The 25,000-nt window shown below is 62.3% G+C and carries 20 protein-coding genes; 17 read left to right on the plus strand and 3 right to left on the minus strand.

Features of this window, described 5'->3' with window-relative positions:
* The first annotated feature begins 7 nt into the window (after positions 1-7).
* The 15 genes from BM017_RS09105 (at position 8) to yegS (ending at position 20,347) form a co-directional block, all read left to right on the plus strand.
* Positions 8-2,209, plus strand: a complete 2,202-nt coding sequence (locus BM017_RS09105; RefSeq protein ID WP_092243052.1) for a chemotaxis protein CheA — start codon at positions 8-10, stop codon at positions 2,207-2,209.
* 48 nt (positions 2,210-2,257) lie between these two features.
* Positions 2,258-3,388, plus strand: a complete 1,131-nt coding sequence (locus BM017_RS09110; protein WP_071489813.1) for a protein-glutamate methylesterase/protein-glutamine glutaminase — start codon at positions 2,258-2,260, stop codon at positions 3,386-3,388.
* Positions 3,388-4,128 carry a flagellar motor protein gene (locus BM017_RS09115; RefSeq protein ID WP_033900785.1) on the plus strand — a complete coding sequence of 247 codons (741 nt, stop codon included), beginning with the start codon at positions 3,388-3,390 and terminating at the stop codon, positions 4,126-4,128. The genes BM017_RS09110 and BM017_RS09115 overlap by 1 nt, the downstream gene beginning before the upstream one ends.
* Positions 4,129-4,324: 196 nt before the next feature.
* Complete coding sequence (motD, locus tag BM017_RS09125) at positions 4,325-5,212, plus strand: flagellar motor protein MotD (RefSeq protein ID WP_092243055.1); 888 nt, start codon at positions 4,325-4,327, stop codon at positions 5,210-5,212.
* Positions 5,213-5,263: 51 nt separating this feature from the next.
* A complete protein-coding gene (locus BM017_RS09130; RefSeq protein WP_016976611.1) occupies positions 5,264-6,052 on the plus strand; it encodes a ParA family protein in 789 nt (262 codons plus the stop codon).
* Positions 6,052-6,828, plus strand: coding sequence for a CheW domain-containing protein (locus BM017_RS09135; protein WP_092243057.1), 777 nt, complete (start codon positions 6,052-6,054; stop codon positions 6,826-6,828). Before BM017_RS09130 ends, BM017_RS09135 begins: the two co-directional genes overlap by 1 nt.
* A gap of 53 nt (positions 6,829-6,881) precedes the next feature.
* Positions 6,882-7,364: a chemotaxis protein CheW gene (locus tag BM017_RS09140; protein WP_010564003.1), complete on the plus strand. Its 483-nt coding sequence runs from the start codon at positions 6,882-6,884 to the stop codon at positions 7,362-7,364.
* Positions 7,365-7,757: a DUF2802 domain-containing protein gene (locus BM017_RS09145; protein WP_071489809.1), complete on the plus strand. Its 393-nt coding sequence runs from the start codon at positions 7,365-7,367 to the stop codon at positions 7,755-7,757.
* A 254-nt stretch (positions 7,758-8,011) separates the two neighbouring features.
* Positions 8,012-9,757, plus strand: a complete 1,746-nt coding sequence (locus BM017_RS09150) for a ShlB/FhaC/HecB family hemolysin secretion/activation protein (RefSeq protein ID WP_256575443.1) — start codon at positions 8,012-8,014, stop codon at positions 9,755-9,757.
* Between the two features lie 11 nt (positions 9,758-9,768).
* A complete protein-coding gene (locus tag BM017_RS09155) occupies positions 9,769-10,290 on the plus strand; it encodes a toxin-activating lysine-acyltransferase (RefSeq protein ID WP_092243060.1) in 522 nt (173 codons plus the stop codon).
* Positions 10,291-10,314: 24 nt separating this feature from the next.
* Positions 10,315-18,090, plus strand: a complete 7,776-nt coding sequence (locus BM017_RS09160; protein ID WP_092243067.1) for a hemagglutinin repeat-containing protein — start codon at positions 10,315-10,317, stop codon at positions 18,088-18,090.
* 11 nt (positions 18,091-18,101) lie between these two features.
* Positions 18,102-18,413, plus strand: coding sequence for a hypothetical protein (locus tag BM017_RS09165; RefSeq protein WP_092243070.1), 312 nt, complete (start codon positions 18,102-18,104; stop codon positions 18,411-18,413).
* 24 nt (positions 18,414-18,437) lie between these two features.
* The gene (locus BM017_RS09170) at positions 18,438-18,764 is read left to right on the plus strand and encodes a hypothetical protein (RefSeq protein WP_092243073.1); all 327 of its coding nucleotides are present in this window, start codon (positions 18,438-18,440) and stop codon (positions 18,762-18,764) included.
* 26 nt (positions 18,765-18,790) lie between these two features.
* Positions 18,791-19,333 (plus strand): hypothetical protein, encoded by a 543-nt coding sequence (locus BM017_RS09175; RefSeq protein ID WP_092243076.1) that lies wholly within the window; start codon positions 18,791-18,793, stop codon positions 19,331-19,333.
* Positions 19,334-19,426: 93 nt separating this feature from the next.
* Positions 19,427-20,347 (plus strand): lipid kinase YegS, encoded by a 921-nt coding sequence (gene yegS / locus BM017_RS09180; RefSeq protein ID WP_071489802.1) that lies wholly within the window; start codon positions 19,427-19,429, stop codon positions 20,345-20,347.
* On the opposite strand, the gene BM017_RS09185 is transcribed toward yegS, so the two are convergent.
* The 3 genes from BM017_RS09185 to BM017_RS09195 all read right to left on the minus strand — a co-directional run bounded on the left by BM017_RS09185 (position 20,306) and on the right by BM017_RS09195 (position 22,673).
* Positions 20,306-20,965, minus strand: coding sequence for a response regulator transcription factor (locus BM017_RS09185; RefSeq protein ID WP_071489801.1), 660 nt, complete (start codon positions 20,963-20,965; stop codon positions 20,306-20,308). The genes yegS and BM017_RS09185 overlap by 42 nt on opposite strands.
* Positions 20,962-21,855 (minus strand): sensor histidine kinase, encoded by an 894-nt coding sequence (locus BM017_RS09190; protein WP_092243079.1) that lies wholly within the window; start codon positions 21,853-21,855, stop codon positions 20,962-20,964. Before BM017_RS09190 ends, BM017_RS09185 begins: the two co-directional genes overlap by 4 nt.
* A 368-nt stretch (positions 21,856-22,223) precedes the next feature.
* Complete coding sequence (locus BM017_RS09195) at positions 22,224-22,673, minus strand: hypothetical protein (RefSeq protein ID WP_170856054.1); 450 nt, start codon at positions 22,671-22,673, stop codon at positions 22,224-22,226.
* 541 nt (positions 22,674-23,214) lie between these two features.
* Here BM017_RS09195 and BM017_RS09200 point away from each other — a divergent pair.
* Both BM017_RS09200 and BM017_RS09205 read left to right on the plus strand, forming a co-directional pair.
* Positions 23,215-24,150 (plus strand): chemotaxis protein CheV, encoded by a 936-nt coding sequence (locus tag BM017_RS09200; protein WP_092243082.1) that lies wholly within the window; start codon positions 23,215-23,217, stop codon positions 24,148-24,150.
* A gap of 39 nt (positions 24,151-24,189) precedes the next feature.
* Positions 24,190-24,996 (plus strand): MOSC domain-containing protein, encoded by an 807-nt coding sequence (locus tag BM017_RS09205; RefSeq protein ID WP_092243085.1) that lies wholly within the window; start codon positions 24,190-24,192, stop codon positions 24,994-24,996.
* Positions 24,997-25,000 lie beyond the last annotated feature (4 nt).

Genomic DNA, 25,000 nt, shown 5'->3' on the forward strand with positions numbered 1-25,000 from the left:
CACCCACATGAGCTTCGGCGCCGATGAAGAAATCCTTCAGGATTTCCTTGTAGAGGCCGGCGAAATTTTAGAGCAGTTGTCCGAGCAACTGGTCGAGCTGGAAAGCCGACCGGATGATGCGAACCTGCTCAATGCAATTTTTCGCGGTTTTCACACTGTAAAAGGGGGCGCCGGCTTCCTCCAGCTCCATGAGCTGGTGGAGTGCTGCCACATCGCCGAGAACGTGTTCGACATCCTGCGCAAGGGTGAGCGTCACGTTGATTCGGAGTTGATGGACGTGATTCTCGAAGCACTGGATGCGGTCAACGGCATGTTCAGCGAGGTGCGTGAGCGTGCCCCGATCACGGCGGCGACCCCGGAACTGCTGGCCGCCCTGGCGCGCTATGCGGAGCCTGCCGACACGTCGGCCGCACCGGTGGTTGAAGCCGCGCCGGAGCCTGTGGTTGAGGCCGAACCGGATGTGACCGACAGCGAATTCGAACAGCTGCTCAACTCCCTCAGTGCCGTCAAGGCCGAGGCGCAAGCACCGGCCGCGCCGGTCGCCGCACCGACCAGCGAAGACATCACTGACGCTGAGTTCGAATCGCTGCTCGACCAGTTGCATGGCAAAGGCCAGTTCGCGGCCGACGCCGTGGCACCCGCCGCTGCGGCTGCGGATGCACCGGCGGCCAGCGCCAGCACCGATATTACCGACGATGAATTCGAGGCATTGCTCGACCAACTGCATGGCAAGGGCACCTTCACGGCCGACGCCTTGCCGGAAGTCGCCGCCACGGCTGCGGCACCGGCTGCTGCCAGTGCCGCTCCTGCGGGCGATGGGCTGATCTCCGATCACGAGTTCGAATCCCTGCTGGACGAATTGCACGGCAAGGGCAAGTTCAGTGAAGTGGCCCCGGCCGCTGCGGTGGCGACAGCTGCACCGGCCGCCGCCAAGGCCGCTGCGCCTGCTCCAGCCGCCAAGCCAGCACCGGCCCCGGCCGCCGCACCTGCTCCGGCGCGCGCCGCCCCGGCACCGGCAGCCGAGAAGCCTGCCAGTGAAGCCGAGACCACCGTGCGGGTGGATACCGCGCGCCTGGACGACATCATGAACATGGTCGGCGAACTGGTACTGGTGCGTAACCGCCTGGTGCGCCTGGGCCTGAGCAGCGGCGATGAAGCCATGCAGAAGGCCGTGTCGAACCTCGACGTGGTGACCGCCGACCTGCAGACCGCCGTGATGAAAACGCGGATGCAGCCGATCAAGAAAGTCTTCGGGCGCTTCCCGCGCCTGGTTCGCGACCTCGCGCGTCAGCTGAAGAAAGAAATCAACCTGGAACTGGTGGGCGAAGAAACCGACCTCGACAAGAACCTGGTCGAGGCCCTGGCCGACCCGCTGGTCCACTTGGTGCGCAACGCCGTGGACCACGGCGTGGAAACCCCGGAAGAGCGCGAAGCCTCGGGCAAGTCGCGCAACGGCAAGGTGATCCTGGCTGCCGAGCAAGAGGGCGACCACATCCTGCTGTCGATCACTGACGACGGCAAAGGCATGGACCCGACCATATTGCGCAACATCGCGGTCAAGCGCGGCGTGATGGACAAGGACGCCGCCGACCGCCTGACCGACACCGAGTGCTACAACCTGATCTTCGCCCCGGGCTTCTCGACCAAGACCGAGATTTCCGACGTGTCCGGCCGTGGCGTCGGCATGGACGTGGTGAAGACCAAGATCAGCCAGCTCAACGGCTCGATCAACATCTACTCGACCAAGGGCCAGGGCTCCAAGATCGTCATCAAGGTGCCGTTGACCCTGGCGATCATGCCGACCCTGATGGTGATGCTGGGCAACCAGGCGTTCGCCTTCCCGCTGGTCAACGTCAACGAAATCTTCCACCTCGACCTGTCGCGCACCAACGTGGTGGACGGCCAGGAAGTGGTGATCGTGCGCGACAAGGCATTGCCCCTGTTCTACCTCAAGCGCTGGCTGGTGGCATCGGCCAAGCATGAAGAGCAGCGCGAAGGCCATGTGGTGATTCTCTCCGTGGGCACCCAGCGCATCGGCTTTGTCGTCGATCAACTGGTTGGCCAGGAAGAAGTGGTCATCAAGCCTTTGGGCAAAATGCTGCAGGGAACCCCGGGCATGTCGGGTGCGACCATCACCGGTGACGGTCGGATCGCGCTGATTCTCGATGTTCCGAGCATGCTCAAGCGTTACGCCGCTCGGCGTATTTGATTCTGGTGGGGCAGGGCGGTAGTGCCCGCCCCGCCTAACGGAGTGTTTATGGCAGTCAAGGTCCTGGTGGTGGACGATTCGGGTTTCTTCCGCCGCCGCGTCTCGGAAATTCTTTCCGCCGATCCAACGATCCAGGTGGTCGGCACGGCCACCAACGGCAAAGAGGCGATTGATCAAGCCATTGCGTTGAAACCGGACGTGATCACCATGGACTACGAGATGCCGATGATGGATGGCATCACGGCAGTCCGGCACATCATGCAACGCTGCCCGACCCCGGTCCTGATGTTTTCCTCGCTGACGCACGAAGGCGCCCGGGTCACCCTGGATGCGCTGGACGCCGGCGCGGTGGACTTCCTGCCGAAGAATTTCGAAGACATCTCGCGCAACCCCGAGAAGGTCAAGCAGATGCTCTGCGAGAAAGTGCACAGCATTTCGCGCAGTAACCGTCGCAGCCTGTTCAGCGCGCCTGCGCCAACCGCTGCGCCAGCACCGGCTCCAGCGGCACCGACATCGTCGTTTGCGCGCCCTGCGCCTGCGCCGGTGGCACGGCCTGCGGTGGCACCCGCTCGCACGGCGGCGCCTGCGTCTTCGCATTCGCCCGCACCCAAGCGCAAGGCCTACAAGCTGGTCGCCATCGGCACCTCCACCGGCGGCCCGGTTGCGCTGCAACGCGTATTGACCCAATTGCCGGCCAACTTCCCGGCGCCGATCGTATTGATCCAGCATATGCCGGCGGCGTTCACCAAGGCTTTCGCCGAGCGCCTGGACAAGCTGTGCCGCATCAGCGTCAAGGAAGCCGAGGATGGCGACATCCTGCGCCCTGGCCTGGCGCTGCTGGCCCCCGGTGGCAAGCAGATGATGGTCGACGGCCGTGGCGCGATCAAAATCCTGCCGGGCGACGAACGCCTGAATTACAAGCCGTGCGTGGACATCACCTTCGGTTCGGCAGCCAAGTCCTACGGTGACAAAGTTCTGGCGGTGGTGCTCACCGGCATGGGCGCCGACGGCCGTGAAGGTGCGCGCCTGCTCAAGCAGGGCGGCAGTGCCATCTGGGCCCAGGACGAAGCCAGCTGCGTGATCTATGGCATGCCCATGGCCATCGTCAAGGCGGACCTGGCCGACGCCGTCTACAGCCTGGACGACATCGGCAAGCATCTGGTGGAGGCCTGCCTCTGATGGATGTACTGAGCCTGATCGGCATCATCATGGCGTTTGTTGCGATCATCGGCGGCAACTACCTCGAGGGCGGGCACCTCGGCGCCCTGGCCAACGGCCCGGCGGCGCTGATCGTGATCGGCGGCACCGTGGGCGCGGCGTTGTTGCAATCGCCCATGAGCTCGTTCAAGCGCGCCATGCAGATTCTGATATGGATCATTTTCCCGCCACGCGTGGACCTGCCCGGTGGCATCGACCGCGTGGTCAACTGGAGCCTCACCGCGCGCAAGGAAGGTCTGCTGGGCCTGGAAGGCGTGGCCGATGCCGAGCCCGACAGCTACGCGCGCAAAGGCCTGCAATTGCTGGTGGACGGTGCCGAGCCGGAAGCGATCCGCAGCATTCTGGAAGTGGATTTCTACACCCAGGAAAGCCGCGACATCAACGCCGCCAAAGTCTACGAAAGCATGGGCGGCTACGCGCCGACCATCGGCATCATCGGTGCGGTGATGGGCCTGATCCACGTGATGGGCAACCTGGCCGACCCCTCGCAACTGGGCAGCGGCATTGCCGTGGCGTTTGTCGCCACCATCTACGGCGTGGCCAGTGCCAACCTGGTGCTGTTGCCGGTGGCCAGCAAACTCAAGTCGATTGCCATGCGCCAGTCGCGTTATCGCGAGATGCTGCTCGAAGGCATCCTGTCGATCGCCGAGGGCGAGAACCCGCGTTCCATCGAATTGAAGCTCCAGGGCTTCATGGATTGATGACCATGAGTATCTACTTGTGGCGAGCGAGCTTGCTCGCGTTGGGGCGCGAAGCGGCCCTGATCCAGGCACCGTGTTTTTTCAGAAAGATTGCGGTGCCTGGTTTTGGGGCTGCTCCGCAGCCCAACGCGAGCAAGCTCGCTCGCCACAATGAACCGGTTGGCAGTGAGTACTGTGTGCAGGGAGGTAATTGCCTGTGAGCCGTCGCCGTCGCGAGCCTGAAGAACACGTCAACCACGAGCGGTGGCTGGTGTCCTATGCGGACTTCATCACCCTGCTGTTCGCGTTTTTCGTGGTGATGTACTCCATCTCGTCGATCAACGAAGGCAAGTACAAAGTCATTTCCCAGGCGCTGATCGGCGTGTTCAACGATGCCGACCGTGCGCTCAAGCCGATCCCTATTGGTGAAGAACGGCCCAAGACCGTGACCCCGGCCAAGCCGCTGGTCAACGACAGCGATGAAACCGCCGCCGGCGTGGGCGGCACCAGCGACCCGCTGAAAAGCATCGCCGACGACATCAGTGCCGCGTTTGGCGACTTGATCAGCTCCAACCAGATGACCGTGCGCGGCAACGAGTTGTGGGTGGAGATCGAGTTGAACTCCAGCCTGCTGTTCGCCAGCGCCGATGCGATGCCCAGCGACCAGGCATTCACCATCATCGACAAAGTGGCGGCGATCCTCAAACCGTTCGAGAACCCGATCCACGTCGAAGGCTTCACTGACAACGTTCCGATCAGCACCGCGCAGTACCCGACCAACTGGGAGCTGTCGTCGGCACGAGCGGCGAGCATCGTCAGGATGCTGGCGATGCAGGGCGTCAACCCTGGCCGCCTGGCGTCGGTGGGCTACGGTGAGTTCCAGCCGGTGGCCAACAACGCCACGGCGCAAGGCCGCGCGCGTAACCGACGGGTGGTGCTGGTGGTCTCGCGCAACCTGGATGTGCGCCGCAGCCTGACCGGCACCGGCACCGCCAATGCAACACCGGATGCGGCCTTGAAGCGGGCTGGCACACAAACTGCACCGGCCCCGGTAAAACCGCCGGTTCGACAGAGTGCCGTCAATTCTCCGTCGCCGGCTCAATAACCCCATGCAATGTCTCGGTCGCGCCTGTGCCTGCCGGGAGGAACCAACCGAATGAGAGTCTGGGCAGTTGCCAATCAAAAAGGTGGAGTCGGCAAGACCACCACCTCCATCGCCTTAGCCGGCTTGCTGGCCGAGGCGGGCAAGCGTGTGGTCGTGGTGGACCTGGACCCTCACGGCTCCATGACCAGCTATTTCGGCTACGACCCGGATGCGCTGGAACACAGCAACTACGACCTGTTCCTGCACAAGGGCAGTGTGCCGGCCGATCTGCCCGGGCAACTGCTGTTGCCCACCAGTAACGAGAGCATTTCGCTGCTGCCGTCCAGCACCGCGCTGGCCACCCTGGAGCGCCAGTCGCCGGGGCAGAGCGGCCTGGGCCTGGTGATCGCCAAGACCCTGGCGCAACTGTGGCAGGACTTCGACTACGCGATCATCGACAGCCCGCCGTTGCTCGGCGTGCTGATGGTCAACGCCCTGGCGGCCAGCCAGCAACTAGTGATCCCGGTGCAGACCGAGCATTTGGCCGTCAAAGGCCTGGAGCGCATGGTCAGCACCCTGGCGATGATCAACCGTTCGCGCAAACAGGCGCTGCCGTTCAGTATCGTGCCGACCCTGTTCGACCGCCGCACCCAGGCGTCCCTCGGCACCCTGCGCGTATTGCGCGATGCCTACCCTGACACCATCTGGAACGGCTATATCCCGGTGGACACGCGCCTGCGTGACGCCAGCCGCGCCGGCCTGGCGCCGTCGCAGTTCGACCCGAAAAGCCGTGGCGTACTGGCCTACCGCGCGTTGCTCAAACACCTGCTGTCCCAGCAGCTTGTGGCGCAGGTGGCGTGATGAACCGTCCCGTCGAACTCAAGACCCGGCCGCAACTGGCACTGGAATCCTATCTGGATGCCCTGCTGCAGGACGCGACCGAGGAAGCCCTGCCGGAACCGATCCTGGTACTGGAGCCTGCTGTCGAGCCAGAAGCCGCGCTGGATGAATTCCAGTTGGCGGTGTTGGAAGAACAAGCACGGGATGCGCAGGTCGTGGTGCCGATTATGCCGGCGGTGGCGATTCCGGCAGTGGTCGAGCCGGTGGTGGAAGTGCACCTGCCGCCGAGCATCACACCGCCGCCGGTCACCGGTGATGATCGCCCGAGCTGGGCCGCCGAGCCGTTCGAATGCCTGTTGTTCGACGTCGCCGGTTTGACGCTGGCGGTGCCGCTGGTGTGCCTGGGCTCGATCTATTCCCTGGAAGGTCAGGAACTGACGCCGCTGTTCGGGCAGCCGGAGTGGTTCCTCGGCATCCTGCCGAGCCAGGCCGGCAACCTGAAGGTGCTGGATACCGCGCGCTGGGTCATGCCCGACCGCTACCGCGACGACTTCCGCCAGGGCTTGCAATACGTGATCTCGGTGCAGGGCTACGAGTGGGGGCTGGCGGTGCATCAAGTCAGCCGCTCGTTGCGCCTGGACCCGAACGAAATCAAATGGCGCAGCCACCGGGGCCAACGGCCTTGGCTGGCGGGCACCGTGATCGAACACATGTGCGCGTTGCTCGACGTCGCCGAACTGGCCGAGTTGATCGCCAGTGGTGCCGTCAAAACGATGCCGGTTACTAAACGCAGTTGATTGAACAATAAGGTCCACGCTGGTGCGTGGCCAATCTTGAAGGGGTCAGGGGTATGAACAAGTCAGCGTCCGCACAAGGTTTGGATGATCCGATCCTGCAATGGGTAACCTTCAAACTGGACAACGAGTCCTACGGCATTAACGTGATGCGCGTGCAGGAAGTGCTGCGCTACACCGAAATCGCCCCGGTACCGGGTGCGCCGAGCTACGTGCTGGGCATCATCAACCTGCGCGGCAACGTGGTGACGGTGATCGACACCCGCCAGCGTTTCGGCCTGGTACCGACCGAGGTCAACGACAACACGCGTATCGTCATCATCGAGGCCGACAAGCAAGTGGTCGGGATCATGGTCGACAGCGTGGCCGAAGTGGTCTACCTGCGCCAATCGGAAGTGGAAACTGCGCCGAACGTGGGTAACGAAGAGTCCGCCAAGTTCATCCAGGGCGTGTGCAACAAGAACGGCGAACTGCTGATTCTGGTTGAGCTGGACAAGATGATGAGCGAAGAAGAGTGGTCGGAACTGGAGAGTATCTGATTGTTCCTTGAGGCTGCGGTGATTGTCCTGGCCCTGTTGTGGGCCGGGACGTTGGCATTTCTGCTGCGCCATGTGAGCCAGCAGCGCGAACTGTTGTTGCAACAGGCCGAGCGTGATGCGGTGCGTGACCGGCGCATCCTGGAGTTGGTCAAGCGGGTCGATCATTACCAGCAGAGTGCGGTGAGGGTGGGGGATGAGGTGCACGAATTGCGCGCCATTCTTGCGCCGTTGCCGGACAAGCTGGCGCAGATCGAGCAACGCGACCCTTCGAGCCTTTCGTTTGCCCAGGCGGCGAAGCTGGTGGGCATGGGGGCTACGGTGGATGAATTGACGCAGTCTTGCGGCTTGACCCAGGCTGAGGCGCAGTTGATGAGCAAGCTGCACAAGAGCTGATGTCTGTTAGTACCGCCATCAACTTGCAGGGGGCTGAGCCCTTCTACAACAAAACAGTACAAAAACGAATTGTTGGCAAATTCGCTGAGATACCCTAAAAGCCTTGAAGTAGAGCCTTCAAGAAAAAAATGGAGGTGTCCAAGGCGGCCTTTTTTTGCGAAATGTGTCACAGGGCCATACACCCTGATGGCACTTTTATGTCTTTGTGGTGACCAACCTGCGCATGTAGGAAGTTTCACTCACAAGGATGCGAAATGTCTTTCGACGCTTCACCTAGAACAAAACCCTCTGTTTTGCTGCAGTCTTGCGTCGCCACCTGCTCCCTTGTCGGTTTGCTTGCCAGTGCAGCGACACTGGCCGCTGAGCCTCAAGCGCCCGCCCAGCAACTGCTCCTGCAACAACAACGTGAACGTGCCCAGCGCGAGCAGTTGGAACCGTCCCCCGACGTCCGTCTCGAAACTCCGCAAGACAGCTCCGGCACTCTGCGTCTGCCGCGCAATGAAACGCCGTGTTTCAAGATCGACCGTGTGGTCCTTGGCGGCGACCAGTCCGAAGATTTCCAGTGGGCCTTGCGTGCCGCCAACCCGAGCGACGATCCGGTGCAGGGGCAATGCGTCGGCTCCGCCGGGATCAACCTGACGATGAAGCGCATCCAGAACGCGATCATCGCCAAGGGCTTCATCACCACTCGCGTCCTCGCCCAGCCCCAGGACTTGAACCAGGGCACGCTGGCGCTGGTGCTGGTGCCCGGACGCATCAAGCACATCCGTTTTGCACCGGGCACCTCCACGCGCGCCAACTATTGGAACGCCATGCCCGCGTCGCCTGGCGATGTGCTCAACCTGCGCGACATCGAACAGGCGCTGGAAAACTTCAAACGCGTGCCCACCGCCGAAGCCGATGTGCAGATCACGCCAGCCGAGGGCGCGGATGCACAGCCGGGGGAGAGTGATGTCGTGATTGCCTGGAAGCAGGCGATTCCAGTACGCGTGAGCCTGTCGGTGGATGACTCCGGCAGCAAGCAGACCGGCAAGTATCAGGGCAACGTCGCTCTGTCGCTGGATAACCTGGCGACCCTCAATGACCTGTTCTACATCAGTTTCAACCACGACCTGGGCGGCGGTCAGAGCGGTGACCGTGGTTCGAAAGGCCACACCGTGCACTACTCGGTGCCCTACGACTATTGGCAACTGAGCCTGACGTCCAGCGAGTATGACTACCACCAGACGATTGCCGGGGTGAACCAGGCCTATTCCTACAGTGGCCGCAGCCGGACCAACGAGGTGCAGCTGTCACGGGTGATCTACCGCGACGCGGTGCGCAAGACCACTGTGTCGGTCGGTGGCTGGAGTCGTACGTCCAGCAACTACATCGAAGACACCGAAATCGAACTGCAACGTCGCCGCATGGCCGGTTGGCAGGCCGGGATCAATCACCGTGAATTCATCGGCGCCAACACCCTCGACCTCGGTGTCGGTTATCGCCGTGGCACCGGTGCCCGTGATGCGCTGCGTGCGCCTGAAGAGGAAAACGGCGAAGGCACCTCGCGTTCGCAGATCATCACCGCCAACGCGCAATTGCAGGTGCCGTTCACCCTGTCGGATCAACGTCTGCGTTACGTCGCTGGCTGGCGCGGGCAGTGGAACCGTACACCGTTGATCCCCCAGGACCGCTTTTCAATTGGCGGGCGCTACACCGTGCGCGGCTTCGACGGCGAGCAGATCCTGTCGGCCGAACGCGGCTGGACGTTCAGCAACGACCTGGGCCTGAGCCTGGCCAACACCGGCCAGGAACTGTACCTGGGCGTGGATTACGGCGAAGTCGGCGGGCATTCCACCCAGTACCTTTCGGGCCGGCGCCTGGCTGGTGCGGTGGTGGGCCTGCGCGGGGGCTACAAGCAATTTTCCTATGACATTTACACCGGCAAACCCCTGGAAAAACCCAAGGGCTTCCAGACCGCCGACGTGACCAGTGGCTTCAGCGCCAACTGGTCGTTTTGAAGGAGCCCAGCATGCATCACGACACCTTGGAGGTGCTTGCTCCCGAGCGCGCCGACAGCGCCATCGACGAAGCCCAGGTGCTGGGCTCGGCGGTGTGGCTGTGGATGCACTCGGCGGCCCATCGCGATGCGCCGTTGCACAGCCTGTCGACCTTGTTGCTGCCTGCGATCAAGCGGCGCCAGTTCATCTTGATCAGTGAAGCCGGGCAGCCGGTGTTTTTCATGTCGTGGTTGAACCTCAGTGCCGAGGCCGAGGCGCGCTATCTGCGCGAACCTGCGGTGTGCCTGCCGGCGGCGGACTGGGACAGTGGCGACCGCCTGTGGATCAACGACTGGGTCGCGCCGTTTGGTCACACCCGGCGCATCAGCAGTTTGCTGCGCCGTCGCCTGTGGCCTGGAAGGATCTTCCGTGCGCTGTACCACAAGGGCGAAGAACGCGGTTTGCGCGTCATCGATTTCCAGGGCATCGCCGTGCTCGACCTGGAGGCGCAAGCCTGGTTTGCCAGCCACCCGTTACCTCTTCACGCGCTCTGACCAGCCACCGCGCAAGGGATTTGCATGAATAAGCAGCTATATCGAATTGTGTTTAACAAGGCTCGCGGCCTGTTGATGGTCGTGGCGGAAAACGTCAAGAGTGCCAGCAAGGCACCCGGCACCACGGGTAGCGTTGGCCGGGCCGGCGGTGCCGTGGCCACACTCACGCCCTTGCGTTTTGCGCTGATGGTGGGCATGGGCTGGGTTGCGCTGGTCATGCCGGCCCAGGCCCAGGTTGTGGCTGACGGTTCGGCTCCCGCAGGCCAGCGCCCGAGCATCGGCGCGGCGGGCAACGGGGCGCCTGTGGTCAACATCACCACGCCAAGCGGGGCAGGCGTATCGCGCAACACTTACCAGCAGTTCGACGTCGACAAGCGCGGCGTGATCCTCAATAACGCCGTCACCAACAGCCAGACCCAACTGGGCGGCTGGGTCGAAGGCAACCGCGCGCTGGCCAACGGCAGCGCACGGGTGATTCTCAACGAGGTCAATTCGAGCAACCCCAGCCAGTTGCGCGGTTTTGTCGAAGTGGCGGGTTCCAAGGCCCAGGTAGTGATTGCCAACCCCTCCGGCATCGCCTGCGATGGCTGCGGTTTTATCAACGCTGACCGCGCGACGCTGACTACCGGGCGGGCGCAGTTCGAGAACGGTTTGATTACCGGCTATCAAGTCTCTGGGGGCAAGGTCAGCATCGGCGGCGCGGGCCTTGACGCCACTCGCGCCGACTACACCGAGATCATCGCGCGCACGGTCGAAGTGAACGCGGGCATCTGGTCCAAAGACTTGACTATCAAGACCGGAGCAGCAGGCCAGAACCCGGCCGACGCCCCCGCCGTGGCCATCGACGTGGCACAGTTGGGGGGTATGTACGCCGGCAAGATCACCCTGGTAGGCACCGGCGCTGGTGTCGGTGTACGCAATGCCGGACAGATTGGTTCCAGTGCCGGTGAAGTGGTCATCGGCAGCGATGGGCGTATCGAGAACCAGGGCCAGATCAGCAGCGCCACGCACCTGACCGCTCAGGCCGACAAAGGCATCGATAACAACGGCACGCTGTTCGCCCAGGGTAACCTGGCCTTGGAGACGGCGGGCAATATCGACAACAAGGGCATCGTGTCTGCCCAGGGCGATACCCGCCTGAGCGCCAAAGGCGCGAATTCGGCGATTCGCAGCGATGCCGGCTCTGCACTCGCCGCAGGTGTAGACAGCACGGGTAAATTGGGCAGCAGCGGTTCGCTGACCCTGACGTCGGCCGGCACCCTCACGGCCAAGGGCCAGAACCTAGCGGCGCAAACCATGAAGGCCACTGCCGCCCAGGTCGACCTGAGTGACAGCCAGACATCGGCTGGCACGGTCGAACTGAACAGCACCGCTGGCCATCTGGACCTGCGCCGCAGCCACGTCACCGCCGCTCAATCGCTGACGGCCAATGCCAGTCAAACCTTGTTCAGCGATGCTGCACAGGTGGGCGCGGCGCATATCGGCATCGTCGCCATGGATATGTCCAACGTCGCCGGTAAGTGGGTGCAGACCGGCAAGGCGGGCATGCGGGTGACCCTCGCGCGCAATCTGGACAACCATGGCGGCATCCTGTCCAGCGGTGGTCGCCTTGATGTGAGCGCCAAGACCCTGGGCAACGCGGATGGCCTGGTGCAGTCCGGTGATGGCGGTGACCTGTACATAACGGCACAGGATGCGCTGGATAACAGCAACGGCAAGCTGGTGACCGCCGCGAATCTATCCCTCAACGGCGGCAACCTCGATAACCAGCGCGGGCAGGTCACCGCGGGCGGTGTGCTGGATATCAACGCCGCGCAATTGAACAACGCCAAGGGCACCGTCGCCGCCGCCCAAACCCTGACAGTCAGGGCCAACAGCCTGTTGAACCAGGGCGGCACCCTGGGCTCGGTGGCGGGCGACCTGATCCTCGACAGCGATGCTGCCGTGCTCGATAACCGTGGCGGCCGCCTTGAGGCCGCCAAAGCCTTGACCCTCAACGCACAAGGTTTGAACAACACAGGCGGCGTCATCACGGGGGCCCAACTGCTGCTGGATACGCAAGGCCAGCGACTGGACAACGCCCAGGGCACCCTCGACGCCAGCGATACGCTGACACTCGATAGTGGTGTACTGAACAACGACGGCGGCATCGTGCAAGCCAAGTCGAACCTGTGGGTGGATACCCATGGCCAGCAACTCAGCAACCGTAATTCCGGCAGCACCGGCGGCATTCTTGGGCAGCGTGACGTCACGGTGCGTACCGGCCAGTTGATCAATGACCAAGGGTTTATCGGTAGCGCCGGCAGTCTGGCTGTTGGCGCCGGACAGGTGAGCAACCAGTCGGGTCTGTTGCGTGCCGATGGTCATCTGTTGCTGACTGCCGCCAGTGCGGATAACCGTTCGACCCAGGGCGCCAACCAGGGCATCAAGGGCCTGGGCGTCGAGATGAACGTCGATACCCTCGATAACCGCGGCGGCTCGCTGGTTGCCGATGCGGCGTTGAGCATCACGGGCAGCGGTGCGCTGGATAACGACCAGGGCATTATCTCGGCCGGCAGCGTGCTGAGCGTGACTGACCGCGACCTTGCGCAGAAGCGCCAGGCCTTGAATAACGGCACGGGCACGCTGATTGCGGGCCAGTCGCTGCAGGTCGACAGCGCCAGCTACAGTGGCAGCGGTAAAGCCCTGAGCCTGAGAGACCTGGCGTTCAAGCTGAGCCATGATTTCGTCAACACCGGCCTTTTCCAGGCCAATGGCAACCTGTCTGTAGAAACGGCTGGGCTTTTGACCAACCAGGGTAGTTTCCAGGCGGGCGATGGGTTGCAGCTCAACGCCAGCGCACTCGACAACACCGCCAGCGGTTCGATCAGTGCCCGCCGGGTCCGGGTCAATGCGCTCAATCAACTCGACAACCGCGGCCTGATCGACGGCGAGGCCACGCGCCTGAGCGCCGCGACCCTGAACAACCTCGGCACGGGGCGTATATACGGTGATCACTTGTCGATTGCCGCCACCAACGTCACGAACAGCGTGGAAGGTTCGACGGCAGCCACCATCGCCGCGCGCAACCGCCTGGATATCGCCAGCCAGACTCTCGATAATCGTGAGCACGGCTTGATCTTCAGTGCCGGCGACCTGGTGATCGGTAGCACACTGGATGTCGATGACCACGCCACCGGCCAGGCCCAGGCGCTGAGCAATGCCAGCGCCACGATTGAAGCGCTGGGCAGCCTGAGTGCCAATGCCCGGCTCATCAGCAACACCAATGAACATTTCGCCACCGAGCGGGTACTCGTCTCCAATGAGGCACTGCAGGAATACCAACTGTCGGGCTCGACCAACCGCTACACGCCTTCGCAGATCTCGACCTACAAGGATGAGGTGCGGTACCTGGTGACCCCGGAAGGGCGCAAGGATCGTTGGAACCTCTATAACTACGACCGCACGGTGACCGAGACCCGGATCGTCAGTTCCGACCCTGGGCAAATGCTCGCAGGTGGCGCCATCAACCTGACTGCCGACCACCTGCTCAACGACAAAAGCCGGATCATCGCCGGCCAGGCCCTGACGGCCAGTGTGGGCCGTGTGGACAACACCGAAGTGACCGGCGAACGGATTACCACCGACAGTGGTACCCTGACCAACTTCTATCGCATCCAACGCAAGGGGCGTGATCGCCAGGGGACCAGCGTCACGGCTTATAAGCCTGCGCCCTTGATCGAGCAGATCGCCCTCAAACCGACGGTATTTACCGAATACGCGACCATCAATGGCAGCGGCACACAGGTGGGTGCGCGGGTAATGGCCAACGTCGGCGATACCACCCGCGGTACCGGTGAGCTTGCCGGTGCGGGCAGAACCCACACCGTCAGCCCGATCAGCCAGGTGCAGGCATTGACCCAACAGAACGGTGCAGGCGCGGTGGAGCAGATCCGTACCGGCGGGTTCAACCCCGACCTGCCGGACAGCAGCCTGTTCCGCACCAACCCCAACAGTACGGCTGGCTATCTGGTGGAGACGGATCCGCGTTTTACCAATTACGGTCGGTGGTTGTCGTCGGACTATATGCTCGACCGCCTGAACCTTGATCCGGCCGCCACCCAGCAACGGTTGGGCGACGGCTTCTACGAGCAGAAGCTGATCCGCGAACAAGTCGCGCAACTCACCGGGCGCCGGTTTGTCGATGGTTACGCCAGCGACGAAGCGCAATATCGCGGCATGATCGACAGCGCCGTCACCCTGGCCGAGCAGTGGAAACTGATCCCGGGCGTGGCGCTGACCGCCGGGCAAATGGCGCAGTTGACCAGCGACATCGTGTGGCTGGTGTCCAGGGACGTCACCCTGGCCAGCGGCGAAGTGCGCCAGGTGCTGGTGCCGCAAGTGTATGTGCGGGTTCGCGAAGGCGATGTGGACGGCTCGGGCGCGTTGATGGCCGGGCGCACCTTGAATCTGGATGTGCGCGGTGACCTGGTCAACTCGGGCAGCCTGGCCGGGCGCGACGGTGTGACCATCAGCGTGCAGAATCTCAACAATCTCGGCGGCCGCATCCAGGGCAACGATGTGTCGCTCAATGCCAGCCAGGACCTGAACAACATCGGCGGCCTGATCAGCGCCAACAGTCGCCTGGCGTTGAGCGCCGGCAATGACATCAACGTGCGCTCGATCACCACCGACAGCGCCAGCGAGCAGGGCACCCGCACCGCGTTGTCGCGGGTGGCCGGGCTGTACGTGTCGGCCCCGGCGGCAAACCTGATTGCCACGGCGGGCAATGACATCAACCTGCAAGCGGCTCAGGTCAGCAACACCGGTGTGGGCGGCAAGACCGCGCTGGTGGCGGGCAACGACGTCACCTTGAGCACCGTCAAAGAGTCCTACACCCAGGCCAACCAATGGGACGGCGACAACTGGCGCAAGGAGGCCGGGCGCAATGAGGTCGGCAGTTCGGTGCAGGCCAACGGCGATATCCGCCTGGGCGCCGGGCGTGACGTGCAGGCACGCGGTGCGCTGGTCAACAGTGACGCGGGCGCGGTGTCGGTCAGCGCGGTGCGCGACATCAACGTCGAGGCCGGCGAGCGCTTCAACAGTGCGGACGAGGCGCACAAGGTCAAGGGCAGCAACGGCCTGTTCTCCAGCAAGACCACCACCACCCGCGATACGGTCGCCCAGACCACCGCGCAAGGCTCGACCTTCAGCGGCGAGCAAGCGGTGGTGCAGGCGGGCAACAACATCACCCTCACCGGCAGCAACGTGGTCTCGACCTCGGGCACGGCGCTGGTGGCGGGCAATGACATCAAGGTATTGGCGGGTACCGAGACGCTCGACGAGAAACACACCAAGGACGTGAAGACCAGCGGCATGTTCAGCGGCGGCGCGATTGCCGTCACCATCGGCTCGCAGCAGCAGACCAACAAGGACAGCAGCCAGCAGACCACGGCCGCCGCCAGCAGCGTCGGGTCCACCGACGGCAATGTGCTGATCAGCGCGGGCGGCGAATACCGCCAGGTTGGCAGCAATGTGAGTGCGCCCAAGGGCGATGTGTCGATTGACGCATCCGAGGTCAATATCCTCGAAGCGCGCAATCTGGCTGCGCAGCAACAGGAGCAGCGCTTCAAGCAGACCGGCGTGAGCCTGACCCTGACCAACCCGATCGTGAACGCCGTGCAAACCGGCCAGCGCATGAACAAGGCCGCTGAGCGTACCGACGACAAGCGCATGAAAACCCTCGCCGCGCTGAACACCGCGTGGGCCGCCAGTGAAGCCCACACCCAAGTGATGGCCGACCCGGCCGCGGCGGGCGGGATCAACTTGAGCATCGCCCTGGGCATGAACAAGAGCGAGAACAAAAGCGAGCAGACTTCCAACACAGCGGCCGGCTCGACGGTGGCGGCGGGGCACGATGTGTCGATTGTGGCCACCGGCGGCACGCGCAACAACGACCTGACCGTGCAGGGCAGCCAGATCACTGCCGGCAACGATGCGTTGCTCAAGGCCGACGGCAATATCCTGCTGGCGGGTGCGCAGAACACCATCGAGCAGCACAGCACCAATAAGAGCGTGAACGGCAGCCTGGGGATTGGTATCTCTTTCGGCAGCGAGAAAAACGGCCTGAGTTTCAACGCTTCAGCCTCCCAGAGCCGCGGCAATGCCGATGGCAACGACCTGGTGTGGAGCAACACCCACGTGACAGCAGGCAACCAGGCCAGCCTGATCTCCGGCAAGGACACCACCCTGCGCGGTGCGGTGGTCTCGGCCGACAAGGTCAAGGCCGATGTCGGCGGCGACCTGAACATCGAGAGCCTGCAAGACACCAGCACATTTGCCTCCGAACAGAAGAGCATGAGTGCCGGCATCAGCATCTGCATCCCGCCGGTGTGCGCGGGTGCGGCAACGGCCAGCTTCAGCTCCAGCAATACCCAGCAGAAGTCCAACTTCGCCAGCGTCATCGAGCAATCGGGCATCCGCGCCGGCGACGGTGGATTCGACCTCAACGTGCGTGGCAACACCGACCTCAAGGGCGGCGTGATCGCCAGTTCCGACAAGGCCATTACCGACGGCAAGAACAACCTGACCACCGGCACATTGACCGTGGCCGACATCCATAACGTGTCCGAAGCCAGCGTCAAGACTTCCGGGGTGGAACTCAATTCGGACATGCTCGACGGCAAGCTCGGCACGGCCAAGGCGCTGCTCGCCAACAGCCTCGCCAACGGCTCGGACTCCGATTCCGACTCCAGCGACACCCGCAGCGCGATAAGCGCCGGCACCCTGGTCATCACCAATGCCGAGCGCCAGCGCGTGGTCGCCGGCATGAGCGTCGACCAGACGATTGCCAACCTCAACCGCAATACCGAGGCTGCCCATGTTGCCGTGGAGCGCCTGGACGTGGCGGAGATGGGGCGCAAGGTCGAGGCAGAGCAGGAGATCAAGCGTGAGTTCTATAACCAGGTGTCGCTGTTGGCGGATGAGGCGTATCGCAAGATCTTCCTTGAGAAGGCGCGGGTGTATGAGGTGTTGAAGGATGAGAATGGCAAGGCGCTGCTGGACGACAAAGGCAATGTTCAGCGCCGCGAGTTGAGCGACGAAGAAAAGCGCAATCTCAAGCCCGGGCCGGATGGTAAGGTACACATTGCCAACAACGGTATCTTCAACGACATCGATGGCGCGGCCAAATATGCCGATCAACACAGCTCTGCCGATACCGGGCCGCAGTATTTGATCCATTTCGAGAAAGCCAACAACTTCACGTCCGAGTTGATGATCGCGGCGTATCAGAAGAATCTCGAAAATGATTTCTGGGGCTTGTCCAACGCTGCTGTGCAGACCAAGGAATATATGGTCCAGTTCGGCCAAAGCGGATTGCACATCGACGGCCACAGCCGCGGCACATTGACAACGGGCAGTGCCATGGAATCGTTGGCTCGTGACCCGGCAAACGCAGGCATGCTGGGCCAAACCTCGATGAACTTCTTCGGTGCGGCCTACTCGGTGCAAAAGGCCGATTCGCTGTTGGGGGTATTGCAGAACCGTTCCGTATTCAGTTCCGTGGAGCAGCGTGATGCGATGGCGCTGCAGTACCAGAATCATAATTTCGACCCCGTCGCCCGAGCACCGCTGGTAGGGTTTAACGCCGGTACCGGCGGTACGATCCCGGAAGGCAGCAATCGGTTATGGGAGTGGTTGAAAGTGTTCGGTGGCGATAAGACCGCGCACAACTGCTATGGCAAGGGCGGGGAACTCTGCAAGCCGTTCTGGAGCGATACAAAAGACGGCGCGGCCGTGTTTAAGAGAGTCAAACAATGAGGACGACCGCCATGTTCACGAGAAGCCTGTTGTTGAGTGTTTGCGCTGTTTCACTGATCGGCTGTACGGGCAGGGGCTTTCAACCACCGCCACCGGCTTTTACCCAATGGCAGAAAAGCGGGGTATCCGTCGAAGGCGTCAAGAGCGCCATGCGCGCCTGCGGTTATACCAACCTGGTGGGGACGGGCGACGACTCGCCGATTGATGAGGTGTTGACGCGCTTCTACTGCATGAAGGACTCGGGATTTACCCACAAGGGCAACCTGGACCTGTGTAAGGAAGGCCGCATCGGCGAATCGCCGGTGTGCGAAGGCCGCCGCTAATCCATCACTAAAAGGAACCAAGGAATGATCGATCTACGCAAAGGACTGTACGGCGCCGCATGGGTGCTGGCGGCAACCACCCTGGGCGGTTGCGCCTCGTCGGCCGCCGTCACTGGCGAGCCGGGGGTGAATATGGGCGACAGCTACCAGCAGGTGCTCGCCGTGGTCAGCCGCAACAACACTGTGACCAAGCAGGTCGATGGCCAGGGCTTTCGCGCCGAGGGTTATTCGGCGATGTTCAAGGACTGCCGCGTCAAGTACTTCCTGTTCCAGGACGCTGACGGCTTGCAGCGCGTGAGCTACGAGCCGGCGCCGCACCTGTCGGTCAAGCAGAATTGCCGCCAGCCGTAAACACCCCCGATGCGAAAGGATGGCTGATGAAAAGGTTAATGGTGATACCTGTTGTGTTGCTGGCCCTGGGCGGTTGCGGCCAGGTGGCGAACATCCGTTCGCTGTCCACCGGCTACGTGCCGCCGCAAAGCGGTGAGACCGCCCGGGTGCGTGTCGTCACCGACGGCCTGGTACGTGCGGTGCCGGGGCGTGACTGCCTGGACTGGAACGTGCCGGGCGCCGGGGTGATGGCCTCGGTGAAAGCCGGTTTCCCCGATCACAACGGCGAAAATCTCGGCATCCCCGGGCCGATCTACTCGTGGGCCGGCGCGGTCACGTCCGAATTGGTGGTGCCGGCGGGTAAACCGATCGCGTTCCATTACCTGGGGCGGTTGCAATACTCCCGCCAGTGCGCCAAGACCATGACTTTTGTGCCCAAGCCCGGGCGCGACTACATGGTGCAGGCGTCGATGTCGGCGGATTGTTCGTTCCTGCTCGACGAGTTGCCGGCGGACGGCAGGCAATGGGTGCGGATCGAGCCGACGCCGGTGGGCAAAGTCTCGATGTGCAACGCGATGGACAATTTCTAGGGCGGCCAATTAATTTACGTTACCCATGGCTTTTTTTCGGCTGCCAAAGGTCCACATCCTTCATGCACCTTTGAATCCAGGAGTAAGCCCGCTATGACCAGCCCCAAGGCACTGTTGATCCTCCACGGCAAGCAAGCCCTCAACGAGGACGTGCGCGCTGCCGTGAAGGCCCGGCGCGAGCAGGGTGGGGAGTTGGCAGTACGGGTCACCTGGGAAGGCGGCGACGCCCAGCGCCTGGTCAACGAAGCCCTGGCTGACGGCTACACCCACATCATCGCCGGTGGCGGCGATGGCACCCTGCGCGATGTAGCCGAAGCCATGGCCCAGGCCAAGACCGACGCCAGTCTGGTGCTGATGCCCCTGGGCACCGCCAACGATTTCGCCAAGGCTGCCGGCGTGCCGTTGGAGCCTGACCAGGCCCTGGCGCTGCTGGACGTGCCACCCAGGGCCATCGACCTGGGCCAGGTCGGTGGGCAGATCTTCCTCAATATGGCCACCGGCGGTTTCGGCAGCCAGGTCACCGCCAACACCTCCGAAGATTTGAAAAAAGTCCTGGGCGGCGCCGCCTACCTGTTCACCGGTTTGACGCGGTTCAGCGAGTTGAAGGCTGCCTACGCCGAGCTGGATGGCCCCGATTTTCATTGGAAAGGCGAGTTGCTCGCGCTGGGCATTGGCAACGGTCGCCAGGCAGGCGGTGGGCATGAGCTATGCCCAGGCGCCATGGCCGACGATGGCCTGCTGGACGTCAGCATCCTGCCGGCGCCCCAGGAAGTGGTTGGCACCTTGCGAGAGTTGATGAACAACGGCTGGGGCCTGGACACCATGTTCGTCCGGGCGCGCCTGCCGTGGGTGAACATCAAGGTCGCACAGGGCCTGTATATCAACCTGGATGGCGAGCCGCTGCAGGGCGATGACCTGCACTTCCAGGCCTTGCCCAAGGCCTTGCGCGTGCACTTGCCGGTGGGGTCGCCGCTAGTCGTCCAGGCTGATGATCTGCTCGCGCACCGCGAATAGCACCAGGCCGGCCACGTCGAAAATCTGCAGGCGCTTCATGATTTGCGAGCGGTGGGCTTCCACGGTCTTGATGCTCAGGCCCAGGCCGTGGGCGATTTCCCGGGTGGACTTGCCGCGCACGATCAGGCGCAGGATCTCCAACTGCCGCGCCGTGAGGTTGTGGCTGTGGCCGGCGGGAGTAGTGGGCCCCTGGCTGCGCACCAGCGCCTGGTTGATCACGGTGTGGGCGATCGCCGGGCTCAGGTAGCGCTCGTTGTTGCGCAAGGCCAGCAGCGCGTGTTCCAACTCGTTGGCGGTGGTGTCCTTGAGCAGGTAGCCATGGGCGCCGGACTCCAGCGCGCACATGATCAGTTCCGGGTCGGTGTGCATCGACAGGATCAGCACTTTGCTCTTGGGGTAGGCGCGCTTGAGCTGCTGCAAGGCGTCCAGGCCGCCGGTGTGCTTCATCGACAGGTCCAGCAGCACGATATCCGGCAACAGGGCGCTGAACTGCTCCAGCAACTGCTCGCCATCGCTGGCTTCGCCGATCACCGTGTAGCCGGGAATGTCCTGGACCAGCGCGCGTACGCCGGCCCGGATCAGTGCATGGTCATCCACCAGGAGTAATTTGCAGCTCACTCGAGAACCTTAGGGGAACTGGCCCGTTCGAGGGCGCGGGGCGCCCAGGGGAAAAGCGCTTCGATCCGTGTCCCTTTGCCTGGCTGGCTGCTGACGGACAACGTACCGCCAAGCTGATCTATCCGCTCGGACATGCCGGCCATGCCCCGTTGGCCTTCCAGGCCGGGATTGACGGCCGGTGAAAAACCCTGGCCGTCATCGCGGATAGTCAGCGACAGGCCTTCGGGCAAACGTTGCAGGCGTACCAGCAGGTTGTGCGCCTGGGCGTGGCGCAGCATGTTGGTCACCGCTTCCTGGGTGATGCGGAAGGCCGCCACCGCCATTTCTTCCGGGATTCCGGTCAGCCGTTGCTGGCATTCCAGGCTCCAGTGAATCGGCGTGTTTTCCAGGGTCTTGAGCAGGTGCGCGCGCAGGCTGGCTTCCAGCCCCAGGCTGGCCAGCTGACGAGGGTTGAGGATGGCGGAAACGTCACGCACCTTGGCCAGGGTTTCATTCAGGGTGTTGCACAGCACCGTGCATTGGCTTTGCAGGTCGTCGGGCAGGCGACGCTTGAGCCATTCGCTTTGCAGCTTGGCCGCGGTGAGCAGTTGGCCGATATCGTCGTGCAGTTCACGGCTGAGACGATGGCGTTCGTTTTCCTGTACCTGCAACAGGCGATCGGCCAGTTCCTGGGGCTGGAACTTGATGGACTTGCGTGAACGCCATTGTTGCAGGCCGACCACTACGAGAGTGGCCAGGTTAAGCACAATCACCAGCAACGGCAGCGGTTCTGAACTGGCATAGGTCCACAGGCTCAGCAGCAGCGAGCCAAGGCACAGGGCGAGGATCAAGCGGCGTGCATTGCTGCGGGACGCGGACCTTGCGATGAGTGTCTTGAGGCTGGCGTACATAGCGGATGGAGCCAATGAGGGTGCGCTGCGGGGAGCCCGGTCACTGGGACTGACGGGGCTCTGTTTGGGATGCGTTATCGAATCGTTTTTATGCATGATGAAGTTGAGTCACTTCGAGCGGGGCATAGTACCACCACTATTACCGTTGGTCGCCTGGTGCCGTGCCTTACCGGATTATTGACCGCGCAAATACTCCGGGCGGTATTCCCAGAGTTCATGAAGTGAGGAGTTATATTATTTCTGCTTGGTTGTATCGTTATTACCGTCAATGGCTAATTGATATCTTTGTGTGCGCGGTTCAGTTCCAGCCAATTAATAGCCGTGTCGTTTTTGGATAACTTCAGGTTCGAATACGACTTGGTATCCATTCAAGAGGCGTGGTGTACACGCTGCTGCGGTTTATAAGTGAAATCCTTCTGCGGAATCTGAAGCGTGACGGTTGCAATCAATGTCGCCTGCTCACTCTCGTCCATACTCAGTTCGCCGGTGCGCACATCGATCAGTTCCAGTTGCCAAGCGAGTAGCGTCAAGCACGCGTGCAGTGCATCCAACGCCTGGTCATGCAGTTGCATCGGGCTTGCCGCATTGGCGATCACGTACTGGATATGCCGGGAGAATTCGCTGATCACCTGCAGGGCCAGGCTGTCGGCCTTTTCGGCGAGTTTGGCCAGGCTGGCCTTCATGCAGTCGATGGCATCGCTGTCGTCACGAATCAGATGCAGATGGTTTAGGCACTCCTCCGACTTGGCCAGCAGCGTTTCTGCTTCAAGCAGGAACTCGGGAAGTGTGGTCTGCCATTCATTTGCGCTGTTCATCATACAAGTCTCCACAACATGAGGTCGGGTGATGAGATGTCGCACCGGGTGAATGGCTTAAAAATAGCGCCGAAATATGACTGGGACCTGTAGGTGGATTCTGAGTTTTTAGTAGGACGTTTATTAGAGTGACGGCAACGGCTGTGCGCTGCCCTCATGAGCGGGGTCAATTGCGTACCTTCGATTGCCGACATCTGTATGTCTGGAAGGCCCGTGGGCCGAGGGCTTGGGATGGCAAACAAAAGCCTGACTCCATTCATGCATTGAGAATGGCGTCACATTAATGGCTATTAGATATTGCGAATATCAGGTTGGGCCTGATTGCGTGTAGGGGAATCCCTTACATAGCGGAACCTTGCGTCGAATTGAATGTCGCGCAACGTCGCTTTATTGCCATACGGAGAGGCCAGCGCAGTAAAGCATGATGTCAGTGTGACATCAATGAATTTACGTGGCATTTTACAGGGGTCAAGGTCTGGCACTCGCCGCCGATAACCCACGTTATGTGAACCGCACAAATTCCTTAGCGCATCAGGAGCTTTTAATGGCCGGCATTCTCGACACGGTAGATCAACGCACGCAACTGGTGGGTGAGAATCGCCTGGAGATCCTCATGTTTCGCCTGGCGGGGCGCCAACTGTTCGCGATCAACGTGTTCAAGGTGCAGGAAGTGCTGCAACTGCCCAAGTTGACCCTGATGCCCCAGCGCCACCCGTTTGTATGCGGCGTGGTCAACCTGCGTGGCCAGACCCTGCCGGTGATCGACCTGTCCCAGGCCATCGGCATGCGCCCGCTGGTGCCGGGCCCCAACAGCACCATCATCGTCACTGAGTACAACCGCTCGGTGCAGGCCTTTCTGGTGGGCGGTGTGGACCGCATCGTCAATATGAACTGGGAAGCCATCCTGCCGCCACCGACCAGTGCCGGGCGCCAGCATTACCTCACCGCCATCAGCAAGGTCGACGACCAGTTGGTGGAAATCATCGATGTGGAAAAAGTCCTGGCCGAGATCGTGCCGTACAACGCCAAGGTTTCCCGCGAGAAACTCGAAGACCCGGTGCTGGAGCGTGCCCGTGGCCGCGAAGTGCTGCTGGTGGATGACTCCAACGTAGCCCTGTCTCAACTGCGCGACACCCTCGGCCAGCTGGGCGTGAAGATGCACATCGCCAGTGACGGCCTCAAGGCCTTGAACATGCTCAAGGCCTGGGCCGACGCCGGCCATGTGATGACCGACAAGTTGCTGATGATCTTTACCGACGCCGAAATGCCCGAGATGGACGGTTATCGTCTCACCACCGAGATCCGCAATGACCCGCGTCTGCGCAGTCTTTACGTGGTATTGCACACCTCGCTGTCGGGCAGCTTCAACGAGTCGATGGTGAAGAAGGTCGGCTGCGACAATTTCCTGTCCAAGTTCCAGCCCGACAAGCTGGTGGACGTGGTCCGTCAGCGTCTGATGCTGGACGAAGTGCCTGCTTGACCTTAGGGTTATGGCTTTGCCCCTCAGGAATGCAGGCCCATGCTTCGTCTCAGCGCGTTGTACCGTTACCCTTTGAAGTCCGGCAAGGCCGAGATATTGCAGCAGGTCGGCCTGGATAAGCTTGGGGTGGACGGGGATCGACGCTGGATGCTGGTGGATGAAGCCAGTGGGCGCTTCCTCACGCAACGCGCCGTGGCCAGGATGAGCCAATTGTCGGCATTGTGGAACAGCAAAGGCGGGCTCACCTTGAGTTCGCCCGGTTACCCGCCGCTGGATGTCGCACTGCCGGGCGGTAATGCCGAGTTGCGCGGTGTGACCATCTGGCGCGACACCCTGCGGGTGCCGGACGCGGGCGACGCGGCAGCGGCCTGGGTCAGTGACTTTATCGGCAAGCCGACGCGGCTGGTGCAGATCCCCCTCGAACGCGCCCGCACCACCGAAGCCGGTTATGGCAGGGACGATGACCAGGTCGCATTTGCCGATGGCTACCCGCTGCTGGTGATCGGCCAGGCTTCGCTGGACGACCTTTCGCAACGCATCGGCCGGCCTATGGAGATGCTGCGGTTTCGCCCCAATCTGGTGATCGAAGGCAGTGCCGCCTTCGCCGAGGATGGCTGGAAGCGCCTGCGCATCGGCGATGTGGAGTTCCGCGCGGTCAAGCCCTGCTCGCGCTGCATCCTCACCACTATCGACCCGCAGACCGGCGAGCGCAGTGCCGACCGTGAACCCTTCGCGACGCTGGAGACCTATCGCAAGACTGAAAATGGCGCGATTTTCGGCCAGAACCTGGTCAACGATGGCATTGGCCGCCTGGAAGTCGGGATGCCGGTGACCATTCTCGAATAGTATT

The organism is Pseudomonas sp. NFPP04 (assembly GCF_900113815.1).
In the GTDB taxonomy this organism is placed as follows: domain Bacteria; phylum Pseudomonadota; class Gammaproteobacteria; order Pseudomonadales; family Pseudomonadaceae; genus Aquipseudomonas; species Aquipseudomonas extremorientalis.

Excerpts from the sequence above, each read along its gene's own strand:
- BM017_RS09105 (WP_092243052.1), top strand. The coding sequence starts at position 8 with ATGAGCTTCGGCGCCGATGAAGAAATCCTTCAGGATTTCCTTGTAGAG.
- BM017_RS09150 (WP_256575443.1), top strand. The coding sequence starts at position 8,012 with ATGTCTTTCGACGCTTCACCTAGAACAAAACCCTCTGTTTTGCTGCAG.
- BM017_RS09155 (WP_092243060.1), top strand. The coding sequence starts at position 9,769 with ATGCATCACGACACCTTGGAGGTGCTTGCTCCCGAGCGCGCCGACAGC.
- BM017_RS09130 (WP_016976611.1), top strand. The coding sequence starts at position 5,264 with ATGAGAGTCTGGGCAGTTGCCAATCAAAAAGGTGGAGTCGGCAAGACC.
- BM017_RS09140 (WP_010564003.1), top strand. The coding sequence starts at position 6,882 with ATGAACAAGTCAGCGTCCGCACAAGGTTTGGATGATCCGATCCTGCAA.
- BM017_RS09175 (WP_092243076.1), top strand. The coding sequence starts at position 18,791 with ATGAAAAGGTTAATGGTGATACCTGTTGTGTTGCTGGCCCTGGGCGGT.
- BM017_RS09200 (WP_092243082.1), top strand. The coding sequence starts at position 23,215 with ATGGCCGGCATTCTCGACACGGTAGATCAACGCACGCAACTGGTGGGT.
- BM017_RS09190 (WP_092243079.1), bottom strand. The coding sequence starts at position 21,855 with ATGTACGCCAGCCTCAAGACACTCATCGCAAGGTCCGCGTCCCGCAGC.
- BM017_RS09110 (WP_071489813.1), top strand. The coding sequence starts at position 2,258 with ATGGCAGTCAAGGTCCTGGTGGTGGACGATTCGGGTTTCTTCCGCCGC.
- yegS (WP_071489802.1), top strand. The coding sequence starts at position 19,427 with ATGACCAGCCCCAAGGCACTGTTGATCCTCCACGGCAAGCAAGCCCTC.
- BM017_RS09205 (WP_092243085.1), top strand. The coding sequence starts at position 24,190 with ATGCTTCGTCTCAGCGCGTTGTACCGTTACCCTTTGAAGTCCGGCAAG.
- BM017_RS09135 (WP_092243057.1), top strand. The coding sequence starts at position 6,052 with ATGAACCGTCCCGTCGAACTCAAGACCCGGCCGCAACTGGCACTGGAA.
- BM017_RS09195 (WP_170856054.1), bottom strand. The coding sequence starts at position 22,673 with ATGATGAACAGCGCAAATGAATGGCAGACCACACTTCCCGAGTTCCTG.
- BM017_RS09115 (WP_033900785.1), top strand. The coding sequence starts at position 3,388 with ATGGATGTACTGAGCCTGATCGGCATCATCATGGCGTTTGTTGCGATC.
- BM017_RS09165 (WP_092243070.1), top strand. The coding sequence starts at position 18,102 with ATGTTCACGAGAAGCCTGTTGTTGAGTGTTTGCGCTGTTTCACTGATC.
- BM017_RS09160 (WP_092243067.1), top strand. The coding sequence starts at position 10,315 with ATGAATAAGCAGCTATATCGAATTGTGTTTAACAAGGCTCGCGGCCTG.
- BM017_RS09170 (WP_092243073.1), top strand. The coding sequence starts at position 18,438 with ATGATCGATCTACGCAAAGGACTGTACGGCGCCGCATGGGTGCTGGCG.